Source organism: Actinomyces urogenitalis DSM 15434 (assembly GCF_000159035.1).
GTDB lineage: Bacteria > Actinomycetota > Actinomycetes > Actinomycetales > Actinomycetaceae > Actinomyces > Actinomyces urogenitalis.
In genome coordinates, this window is the sequence record NZ_DS999576.1 from 580,972 (window position 1) to 591,407 (window position 10,436).

The following is a 10,436-nucleotide window of genomic DNA, read 5'->3' on the forward strand; positions in this document are numbered from 1 at the left end:
GCCCCCGCCGCTGCGCCCGAGCCCGAGATCGACCCGCAGGAGGCCATGGACGCCGCCAAGTGGGGACGTGTGGACGGCGAGGGCAAGGTCTACGTCCAGGACGGAGGCACCGAGCGCGAGGTCGGTCAGTTCCCCGACGCGCCGATCGCCGAGGCGATGGCCTTCTACGTCCGCCGCTTCCTCGACCTCAAGGCCACGGTGGACCTGTTCGCCACGCGCCTGCCCCAGCTGTCGGTCCGGGAGATCGACTCCACGCTGGCCTCCATCGAGGAGTCCCTCAAGGAGCCCGCTGCGGTGGGTGACCTGGACGGGCTGCGTGCCCGCTTCGCCGCGCTGCGCGCCGTGGCGGCCGAGCGCCGTCAGGCCGTGACCGCCGAGCGCGCCGCGGCCAAGGAGCAGGCTCTCAAGGACCGCACCGCCCTGGTCGAGCGCGCTGAGGCCATCGCCGCCCAGGACCCGGCCCGCACCCAGTGGAAGAGCTCGGGCGCCGAGCTGCGCGAGCTGCTGGAGCAGTGGAAGGGCGCCCAGCGCCGTGGACCGCGCCTGGACCGCCCCACCGAGGACGGCCTGTGGAAGCGCTTCAGCCACGCCCGCACCACCTTCGACCGCCACCGCCGCCAGTACTTCAGCGAGCTGGACGCCAAGCAGGCCAAGGTCAAGGCCGCCAAGGAGGCGCTCATCAAGCGCGCCGAGGAGCTCCAGCACTCCACCGACTGGGCCGGTACCTCCCAGAAGTACCGCGAGCTGATGGAGGAGTGGAAGAAGGCCGGCCGCGCCTCGCGCAAGGAGGACGACGCCCTGTGGGCCCGCTTCCGTGCGGCCCAGCAGGTCTTCTTCGACGCCCGTCACGCCAAGGACGCGGCCGTGGACGCCGAGTTCGCCGAGAACCTCAAGGTCAAGGAGGCTCTCGTTGCCAAGGCTGAGGCCCTGCTGCCCATCAAGGACATCAAGGCCGCCAAGAAGGCACTGCGCCCCATCCAGGACGCCTGGGAGGAGGCCGGCCGCGTGCCGCGTGGCGCGGTGCGCCGCATCGAGGGACGCATGCGGGCCGTCGAGGACGCCATCCGCGAGGCGGAGAACGCCGAGTGGCGCCGTAGCGACCCGGAGACCAAGGCCCGCGCCGAGGGCCTAGCCGGTCAGCTGGAGGACTCCATCGCCGAGCTCGAGGCTGACCTCGCCGCCGCCCAGGCCGCTGGCAACTCCAAGAAGATCGCGGAGGCCGAAGCGGCTCTGACCGCCCGCCGCGCCTGGCTGGAGCAGGTGCGCCTATCGGCTCGCGCCTGACCAGGTTCCCTCCGGTGCCCTCGTGCCCCGTGTCCACAGCGCACGAGGGCACCGGCGTACCAGGACTCGTTGTCCACAGGGCCTCGCCTGCCACTAGCCCCTGCCGCGCCACGCCACCACCATGGCCCTATGACGACGACGTTCCCGCCCTCCAGGCAGCCACGCCCCTATCCCACCGCTGACCGCTGGTGGTCACCGCCTGTGACCACCGCCGTGGTGGAGGCGCTGACGGACCGCGAGCTCGGGCTGCTGCGGCAGGCGAGCACCGATCCGCTTCTGACTGAGCAGGTCCTCGGCCGCCTGTGGCCAAGAGACCGCCTCGTTCTGCCTCGCCAGCGCATGCACGCCCTGCGCCCGGCGCTTCTGCCCTCTGTTGTCCTCACCGGCGCCGGGGCGCTGTGGGTCCACGCCGGCGGCACCCCGCCCCAGGTCATCGTCGTCGCCTCACCCGAGCGCTGCGGACACACCCCGCGTACCCTGACGCGGCGTGTGAGGCTGCCTGCCGTGGACGTCACCGACATCGCCGGCCAACGCTGCACCACCCTGGAGCGCACCGTCGTCGACCTCGCACGCACCGCACCGGCCCTCCAAGCCGTCCAAGCCGTGCTGTGTGCCATGGCGCGCGGCACCCGCCGTGCCGCGCTGCTGGCTGCCCTGGAGCGGTGCCGAGGTTCCTGCGGCGTGGGACGCCCGCGGGCCCGCGCCATCATCCACGCCGTCTATGACGCCCCGCCCGCGTAGAGGTGCTGGCGCGCGGGCGCGGCCGCTGCTCAGGAGTGGCGGCGCGAGGTCGAGGTGGTCCGGCGGGCCTCGAAGACGCCGTCGATACGCCGCAGCGAGGCCAGGGTGTGGTCCAGGTGGCTCGCCTCAGCCAGCTCGACGACGAAGTGACCAGTGACCACCCGGTCACGGCTGGTGCCAATGTTGGCGCTCATGAGGTTAACGTGGTTGTCCGCGAGAACCCGCGTGATATCGGCCAGCAGTCCCCCGCGGTCCAGCGCCTCGACCTCAACCTGGACCAGGTAGGCACTCGGGGCGTGATCGGCCCAGTGGACCTCGATCATGCGCTCGGGCTCGCGCTGGAGCTGCTCGACGTTGAGGCAGTCGGTCCGGTGCACCGAGATCCCCGAGCCCCGAGTGATGAAACCGACGATCGGGTCACCAGGCATCGGTGTGCAGCAGCGCGCGAGCTTGACGTAGACGTCCCCAGCGTCCATGCCCTTCACGACCACGCCGGAGTCCGTCGGGCGCGGACTGCGGTGGGAGGAGGCGCGCGTGGGCACCACGCCCTCAGCCAGGGTCTCCTCCGCCCCGGCCTCGCCGCCCATGGCGGCCACCAGGGTGTCCACCACGTGCTGGGCCGAGATATGCCCCTCCCCGACCGCCGCGTACAGCCCGTCGATATCCCCCTTGTCCAGGGTCTTGGCCACGTCCGTGAGCGAGTCGTGGCTCATGAGGCGCTGGATCGGCAGGTCCTTCTTGCGCATCGCACGCGCGATGGCGGACTTGCCCTCCTCAATGGCCTCCTCACGGCGCTCCTTGGAGAACCAGGAACGGATCTTGTTGCGGGCCCTGGGCGAGCCCACGAAGCTGAGCCAGTCGCGCGAGGGCCCCGCGCCCTGGGCCTTGGAGGTGAAGACCTCGACCGTGTCTCCGTTCTCCAGCTGGGTGTCCAGCGGCACCAGCCGGCCGTTGACCCGGGCACCTACCGTTCGGTGCCCCACCTCGGTGTGGACCGCGTAGGCGAAGTCCACCGGCGTCGACTTGCCGGGCAGCGCCAGCACGTCCCCCTTAGGGGTGAAGACGTAGACCTGGGTACCGGCCATCTCGTAGCGCAGGGAGTCGAGGAACTCCGCCGGGTCCTGGGTCTCCTTCTGCCAATCCACGAGCTGGCGCAGCCACGCCATCTCACCGGCGTCGGCGTCCACGGCGCGTCCGCCTGCGGGGCTGGGACCGGTGGCGTTGGGATCCTCCTTGTACTTCCAGTGCGCCGCCACGCCGTACTCGGCCATCCGGTGCATCTCGTGGGTACGGATCTGGATCTCCACCGGCTTGCCGCCGGGGCCGACGACGGTGGTGTGCAGGGACTGGTAGAGGTTGAACTTCGGGACTGCGATGTAGTCCTTGAAGCGACCGGACATCGGCGTCCAGCGCGAGTGCAGCGCACCGAGCACGGCGTAGCAGTCCTGGATGGTGTCCACGATGACGCGCACGGCCACCAGGTCGTAGATGTCGTCGAAGTCCTTACCTCGCACGATCATCTTCTGGTACACGGAGTAGTAGTGCTTGGGCCGGCCAGTGACCGTGCCCTTGATCTTGTTGACCCGCAGGTCCTCCTCGATCTGCAGGCGCACCTGGCGCAGGTACTCCTCGCGGGCGGGGGCCCGCTCGGCGACCATATGCTCGATCTCCTCGTAGACACCGGGGTACAGCGCCTTGAAGGAGCGGTCCTCCAGCTCCCACTTGATCGTGTTCATCCCCAGCCGGTGGGCCAACGGGGCGTAGATCTCCAGGGTCTCCTTCGCCTTGCGGGCCGCGCCCTCGGCCGAGACGTACTTCCAGGTGCGAGCGTTGTGGAGCCGGTCCCCCAGCTTGATGACCAGGACGCGAATGTCCTTGGACATGGCGATGATCATCTTGCGCACGGTCTCGGCCTGCGCGGCCTCGCCGTACTGCAGCTTGTCCAGCTTGGTCACGCCATCGACCAAGAGGGCGATCTCGTCGCCAAAGTCTGCCCGCAGACGCTCCAGGGTGTAGTCGGTGTCCTCGACGGTGTCATGCAGCAGCGCCGCCGCCAGGGTCTGGGGCGTCATCCCCAGCTCACCCAGGATCGTGGCCACGGCGACCGGGTGGGTGATGTAGGGCTCGCCGGACTTGCGGCGCTGGCCCTCGTGCGCCTTCTGAGCCACCTCGTAGGCACGCACGATGAGGCTCGTGTCCGCCTTGGGGTGATTGGCACGCAGCGCGCGCAGCAGCGGCTCGATCGCCGGTGGGGTCGAGTGCCCGCGCGAACCGAACCAGGCCAGACGGCTGCGAACGCGCGAGCCGGGGACGACGCTCTGGGCGCCGGCGTCGTTGGTGCTCCTCGTCTCCGTCATAAACGGATCATAGCCGCGCCGAGGCCGCCAGCGCCCGCAGCCGCAGGCTCAGGACGAGGCGAAGGTGACCACGGAGTCGATCCGCCGTCCTGGCAGCTTGGAGCGCCCGCCGAGCCCCGCCAGCTCCAGGAGCATGCACAGGCCGACAACCTCAGCCCCGGCTTCCTCCAGCAGCGCGATCGAGGCCGCGGCCGTCCCACCCGTGGCCAGGACGTCGTCGATCACAAGGACCCTCTGACCGGGCACCACCGTCTCGGCGCGCAGCTCCATCCGGGCGCTGCCGTACTCCAGCTCGTAGTCCACGCCCAGCACCGGACCGGGCAGCTTGCCGCCCTTGCGCACGACGATCAGCGGCAGGCCCAGGTGGACCGCCAGCGGGGCGGCCAGGATGAAGCCGCGCGACTCCAGGCCGGCGACGGCGTCGACATGACCACGGTAGTGGGTTGCCAGACCGTCGACGAAACGCGCGAAGGCCTCACCGTTGGCCAGCAGCGGCGTGATGTCCCGGAAGAGGACGCCCGGCTCGGGAAAGTCCGGAACCTCCCGCAGGTTGTCCAGCACCAGGCTAGACAGCTCGGCGGGCAGCGCGGGCAGGTCAGGCTGAGGAGCGGTCATGAGTGCTTCTTCTTCCTCTTGGGCTGGGCGGCCACACCCAGGTGGCGCCCCGGCGTGAGCGGCGCCGCCACCGGCTGCGCGGCCAGGACCGCCAGGGCCTGCGGGTCGTCACTGGCCTCAGCCTCGCGCTCACCACGAGCACGGGCCACACGAGCGGCCTGCTCACGCACGCCCTTCTCCCGGCGTCGCAGGTCCACCAGCAGGGGCGTGGCCAGGAAGATCGAGGACATCGTTCCCGCGATCATGCCGATGAACAGGGTCAGCGCGATGTCTCGCAGCGTGCCGGCGCCCAGGATGAAGGCACCGACCACCAGCAGCGAGGCCACCGGCAGCACACCGACCACAGAGGTGTTGATCGAGCGGATGAAGGTCTGGTTGACCGCGAGGTTGGCCAGCTCGGCGTAGGTCGAGCGCGTCTGCGTGGCGAAGTCCTTGGTGTTCTCGCGGATCTTGTCAAAGACCACGACGGTGTCATAGAGCGAGTATCCCAGGATCGTCAGCACACCGATGATGGTGGCCGGGGTGACCTCGAAGCCCGAGGCCGCGTAGACACCTACGGTGATGATGATGTCGTGGACGAGGGCCAGCAGCGCAGCCACCGCCATCTTCCAGGTGCGGAAGTAGGCCCAGATGAGCGCCCCGACCAGGACGAAGAAGATCACCAGTCCACGCAGAGCCTTGTCCGTGACGTCAGAGGACCAGGTCGGGCCGATCGTCGTGGCCGACACGGCGCCGGCATCGACGTCGTAAGCCTTGGCCAGGGCCGCGGCCAGGGAGTCGGACTGCTCCTTGGTCAGCTCGGTGGTCTGCACGCGCACGGAGGACGAGCCCATCGTGGTCACCGACGAGGAGGCGGACATCCCCTCCTGGTTCAGGACGTCATTGGCCGGTCCCTCGGAGGGGGAGGCGACGCCGGTGATAGTCACCTCGGTGCCGCCCTTGAAGTCGATACCGGGGTTGAGACCGGGCTTGACCACGAGCACGGCCGAGATCGCGATGGCGACCAGGGCGACGATGTACCAGATCTTGCGGCGCGCGACGAAGGGCATCGACGTGCGCCCGGAGTAGAGGTCGTTACCTAGCTGGGCGAGACTCTTCACTTGTCCTCTCCCTCCTCTCCGCTCGTGGTACCGGGGTCGACGGCGTCAGCCTCCTGGTCGTGCTCGGGGCTCGGCTCGTCCTCGGCCTGGCGCGCCTGGGCACGGGCCTCGGCCTTGCGCCGGGCCAGCGAGGAGGTCACCGAGTCAATCGCGCTCTGGCGGCCCTTGCCGTAGGCGGCCAGGGAGCGCGCCCCCAGGTGCTCCGGGTCCAGGCCGGACCAGCGGTGGCCCTGGCCGAAGAAGCGGAAGCGCAGGATCCACACCATCATCGGGTGAGTGAAGAAGACGATGATCGCCAGGTCCACCACCGTGGTCACGCCCAGGGTGAAGGCGAAGCCCTGGACGCCTCCCACCGCAAGGAAGTAGAGCACAACCGCAGCCAGGAGGTTGACGGCGTCGGAGACGATAATCGTCTGGCGGGCGTGGGACCATCCTTCATCCACGGCAGCCACGAGGGTACGTCCGTGACGGACCTCGTCACGGATACGTTCGAAGTAGATGATGAAGGAGTCCATCGTGATACCGATGGAGATGATGAGTCCGGCCACTCCCGCCAGCGACAGGCGGTAGCCCATCGCCCAGCTCAGCAGCGCGATGGCCAGGTAGGTCACCCCGGCCGCGGCCACCAGCGAGGTCACAGCCACCACCGCCAGGCCACGGTACTGCCAGGCCAGGTAGACGATGATGAGCAGGAAGCCGACCAGACCCGCGATGAGGCCGTGGCGCAGCTGCTCGATGCCCAGCGTCGCGGAAATCTGCTGCTCGGACTGCACGGTGAAGGTCAGCGGCAGGGAGCCGAAGGACAACTGGTTGGCCAGCGTGTTGGCCTGGGCCTGGGTGAAGCTGCCCGAGATCTGGACCCGGCCGTCGGTGATCGGGGTGGTCACGTCCGAGCTGAAGCCTGAGGCCATGAGCGTCAGGCCGTCGAGCACGATGGCGAACCGGGCCTTCTGGGAGTCGGTCGAGCCCGTCTGGGTCGTCGTCGAGGCCGAGGCGGCCGCCGCGTCACGGTAGGCCAGCAGGCGCTTGGAGACCGCGGCGAACTCGTCGGTGCCCTTCTTGTCGAACTCCAGGGAGACGACCCACTTGTTCGTCGTCGTGCCCTGGCTCGTGGTCTCCAGGCCGGAGCTCGCACGCGAGATATCGGTACCGGCGATATCGGCCGGGCCCAGGATGTAGGTGGCACCCGAGCCGTCCTTGGCGCAGGAGATGACGGCCTTGCTCGGGTCCTGGCTCACGCCGGTGAGGTTGTCCGCGGCCGTGCAGTCAGTCATGTAGGCGTCGTAGATCATCTGCTCGGTGATCCACTCGTCGGAGGAATGGTCGTCTGAGGTCGCCGGCAGCGGGTCAGAGCTGATCGTGCCGTCCTGGTTGACGTCGGCGTAGGTCTGAGCGACCTGCTCGGCCGTCACGGTCGGCACCGCCGTCGCCTGCGGCGTGGGCTCCTGGGCCGGCTCGCTTGCCGGCGCGCTGGTCGCGTCCTGGGTGGCGGCGTCGCTGGCCTGCGGCGAGGCAGAGGCGCTGGCCGCTGCCTTGGCGAGGTACTGGTTCTGAGCCTGGGCAATCGCCGTGGCCGAGCCCTGGATGATCCGGATGACCGGGCGGAAGTACAGCACCGCGGAGGTGCGCACGAGCTCCAGGGTCTCCTGGCTGGGCTGGCCGGGCAGGGCGACGACGATGTTCTGACCACCCTGACGAGAGATCTGTGCCTCGGCCACGCCAGAGGCATCCACACGCTGGCGGATGATCTCAATGGCCTGCTGCACGTCCTCGTCAGTGATGGTCGAGCCGTCCGTGGTGGTCGGCGTCAGGATGATCTGGGTACCGCCCTCCAGGTCGAGCGCCAGTCCCGGCGTCATCGAGGTGCGGTGGGTGGCAGCGCCCAGGGCCAGTGCGGCGTACCCGATGGCGATGACGACGAGCAGCACAAGGAGCCGTCGGCCCGGGTGCTTGATCTGCTTGCTAGACACGCGGTCTCTTCCTCGCAGTGGTGGGGTCAGCGGACGTCTTGCGGGCGACCGCAGTGGGATCGGGAGCAGGACTGGTCGGCGCCGCGGGGCACGGCGGGCTCAGTCCTGCTGGTCACGGGCAGGGGCGTGAGGCTCGGCCGCCGAGCTCAGGGGCTCAGGAGCGGTCTGCTCCGTCTCCTCCACCGCGTCCTCGACCGTCTCGTCAGCGGCCAGGTCGTCGCCGTCGGCCAGCTCGGAGAGCTCATCCTCCACGGAGGCGAAGGGGGGCTCCTCCGCGCCCAGGATGGAGGCCTTGGCCCACAGCGACTCATCTCCCAGGGCCGTCGCCAGGGTGACGACCTCGCCGTCGACCTCCACGACCTTGCCGTAGAAGCCCGCGCGCGTGCGCACCCAGGTGCCCGGAACCATGGCCTCCTCGATGCGCGCGTTCTGCTGAGCCGTCATCTTCTCCTGCTGCTTGCGCGCAAAGCGCGACATGAGCCAGAAGGCAAGGACCATGACGATGAGCATCCAGAGCATCCAGGCTCCTCCGTTCGAGGGTGACACTGTCCCAGGCAGGGACAACCTTGCCGAGTCTAGGGCACTTGCGGCGTCAGTCGGTGCGGTGAGCGTCACCTGAGAGTGTGAGCCCCGCCGCCCAGGCGCTCACACCAGCAGCATCCCACCCTCAGGCGGCTGCAGGCCGAGGTGCTCGTAGGCGGCGGCCGTGGCGCTGCGACCGCGTGGCGTGCGCACGACCAGCCCCTCGCGCACGAGGTAGGGCTCGGCCACGGTCTCCACTGTCTCTGGCTCCTCCCCCACGCTCACCGCCAGCGTGGTCAGCCCCACCGGGCCTCCCCCGAAGCGGGTGCACAGGGCCTCCAGGACGGCGCGGTCCAGGCGATCCAGCCCGAGGGCATCGACCTCGAAGACCTCCAGGGCGGCCCGCGCAGCCTCCAGGTCCAGGTACCCGGGAGTGCCGTGGACCTCGGCCCAGTCCTGGACCCGGCGCAGCAGGCGGTTGGCGATACGCGGGGTACCACGCGAGCGGCGAGCCAGCTCCGCACCGGCCTGCGCCTCCAGCTGCACGCCCAGCAGCCCGGCCGAGCGGGCCAGGATCCGGGAGAGCTCGGCGGGACCGTAGTACTCCAGATGGCCGGTGAAACCGAAGCGGTCGCGCAGCGGCGCGGGAAGGAGGCCGGCTCGGGTCGTGGCGCCCACGACGGTGAAGGGAGGCAGTGACAGCGGGATCGAGGTGGCACCGGGGCCCTTGCCCACCACCACGTCAACCCGGTAGTCCTCCATCGCCAGGTACAGCATCTCCTCCGCCGTACGCGCCAGGCGGTGGATCTCGTCGATGAAGAGGACGTCCCCCTCCTCCAGGGAGGACAGGATCGCTGCGAGGTCGCCGGCGTGCTGGATAGCCGGACCGCTGGTCAGCCGCAGAGAGCCCTCGACCTCCGCGGCAATGATCATCGCCAGGGTCGTCTTGCCCAGTCCCGGGGGGCCTGAGAGCAGGACGTGGTCGGGAGTCGTGCCGCGTGAGAGCGCGGCCCGCAGCACCACCGAGAGCTGACCGCGGACCACCTCCTGGCCCACGAAATCCTCCAGCCGCTTGGGTCGGAGCGCTGCCTCGGCCGCACGTTCGAGCTCGTCAGCCCCGCCGCCAACCACGCGGCCTGGGATCGCCTCAGCCACGGTGACCACCACCGAGCCAGCGCAGCGAGGCCCGCAGCAGCTCCGGGACGCTGAGCGCCTCGCCTTGCTCCTGGGCTCCTGACTCCACCGCGCCCACAGCCTGGCGGGCCGTCGCCTCGTTCCAGCCCAGCTGGACCAGCGCCGCCACCACGTCAGGGTTGGCTTCCTCGCCCGTCTCAGCCGGAGCCTGAGGCCTCTCCGCAGCCAGGTCCTGCCCGGTCAGCGGTCCCAGCTTGTCCCCGACGTCGATGATGACGCGCTGTGCCCCCTTGGGCCCCAGGCCCGGTACCCGCTTGAGCGCCGCCACGTCCTGGCTGGCGATGGCACGGCGCAGGGCGTCAGGAGTGTGCACAGCCAGGATCGCCAGCGCCAGCTTGGCGCCGACCCCCTTGGCGCCCAGCAGGACCCGGAAGCACTGGCGCTCGTCGGCGTCAGCGAAACCGAAGAGCGTCAAGGCGTCCTCACGCACGACGAGCTCGGTGTGAACCGTGCCCTCCTCGCCCACGCGCAGCCCGGCCAGCGTGGTGGGCGTGGCCTGGAAGGCCATGCCCACGCCACCGACCTCGATGACGGCGCCGGTCAGCGAGATGTCGAGGACCGTGCCACGCAGGGAGGCGATCATGCAGGCTTCTCCTTCTCACGCTCGAACGTCTGTACAGACAGTAGCAGGCCGGGCAGGGCGGTGTCGCCGT

General features: G+C 69.7%; 9 protein-coding genes. 2 read left to right on the forward strand and 7 right to left on the reverse strand.

Going from position 1 to position 10,436, the window contains the following annotated elements; translation table 11 throughout:
- The coding region (locus tag HMPREF0058_RS10665) for a DUF349 domain-containing protein (protein WP_006549809.1) at positions 1–1,284 on the forward strand (1,284 nt) is incomplete at its 5' end.
- A 129-nt stretch (positions 1,285–1,413) separates the two neighbouring features.
- Positions 1,414–2,025, forward strand: coding sequence for a hypothetical protein (locus HMPREF0058_RS10670; protein WP_048684480.1), 612 nt, complete (start codon positions 1,414–1,416; stop codon positions 2,023–2,025).
- A gap of 29 nt (positions 2,026–2,054) precedes the next feature.
- On the opposite strand, the gene HMPREF0058_RS10675 is transcribed toward HMPREF0058_RS10670, so the two are convergent.
- From HMPREF0058_RS10675 to ruvA, 7 genes are all read right to left on the reverse strand, one after another.
- Entirely contained in the window at positions 2,055–4,382 is a 2,328-nt protein-coding gene (locus HMPREF0058_RS10675) for a RelA/SpoT family protein (protein WP_006549811.1), read from the reverse strand.
- 48 nt (positions 4,383–4,430) lie between these two features.
- Positions 4,431–4,997 carry an adenine phosphoribosyltransferase gene (locus HMPREF0058_RS10680; protein ID WP_006549812.1) on the reverse strand — a complete coding sequence of 189 codons (567 nt, stop codon included), beginning with the start codon at positions 4,995–4,997 and terminating at the stop codon, positions 4,431–4,433.
- A complete protein-coding gene (gene secF / locus HMPREF0058_RS10685) occupies positions 4,994–6,097 on the reverse strand; it encodes a protein translocase subunit SecF (protein WP_006549813.1) in 1,104 nt (367 codons plus the stop codon). Before secF ends, HMPREF0058_RS10680 begins: the two co-directional genes overlap by 4 nt.
- The gene (gene secD, locus HMPREF0058_RS10690; RefSeq protein WP_006549814.1) at positions 6,094–8,067 is read right to left on the reverse strand and encodes a protein translocase subunit SecD; all 1,974 of its coding nucleotides are present in this window, start codon (positions 8,065–8,067) and stop codon (positions 6,094–6,096) included. Before secD ends, secF begins: the two co-directional genes overlap by 4 nt.
- Before the next feature lie 99 nt (positions 8,068–8,166).
- Positions 8,167–8,586, reverse strand: coding sequence for a preprotein translocase subunit YajC (locus tag HMPREF0058_RS10695; RefSeq protein ID WP_024036558.1), 420 nt, complete (start codon positions 8,584–8,586; stop codon positions 8,167–8,169).
- 126 nt (positions 8,587–8,712) lie between these two features.
- Entirely contained in the window at positions 8,713–9,753 is a 1,041-nt protein-coding gene (ruvB, locus tag HMPREF0058_RS10700; protein ID WP_034235563.1) for a Holliday junction branch migration DNA helicase RuvB, read from the reverse strand.
- Positions 9,737–10,366 carry a Holliday junction branch migration protein RuvA gene (ruvA, locus tag HMPREF0058_RS10705; RefSeq protein WP_006549816.1) on the reverse strand — a complete coding sequence of 210 codons (630 nt, stop codon included), beginning with the start codon at positions 10,364–10,366 and terminating at the stop codon, positions 9,737–9,739. The genes ruvB and ruvA overlap by 17 nt, the downstream gene beginning before the upstream one ends.
- Between the last annotated feature and the right edge of the window lie 70 nt (positions 10,367–10,436).

What these genes read in the sequence shown, in the direction of transcription:
- HMPREF0058_RS10670 (WP_048684480.1), top strand. Translation starts at nt 1,414, where the DNA reads ATGACGACGACGTTCCCGCCCTCCAGGCAGCCACGCCCCTATCCCACC.
- HMPREF0058_RS10675 (WP_006549811.1), bottom strand. Translation starts at nt 4,382, where the DNA reads ATGACGGAGACGAGGAGCACCAACGACGCCGGCGCCCAGAGCGTCGTC.
- HMPREF0058_RS10680 (WP_006549812.1), bottom strand. Translation starts at nt 4,997, where the DNA reads ATGACCGCTCCTCAGCCTGACCTGCCCGCGCTGCCCGCCGAGCTGTCT.
- HMPREF0058_RS10695 (WP_024036558.1), bottom strand. Translation starts at nt 8,586, where the DNA reads ATGCTCTGGATGCTCATCGTCATGGTCCTTGCCTTCTGGCTCATGTCG.
- ruvA (WP_006549816.1), bottom strand. Translation starts at nt 10,366, where the DNA reads ATGATCGCCTCCCTGCGTGGCACGGTCCTCGACATCTCGCTGACCGGC.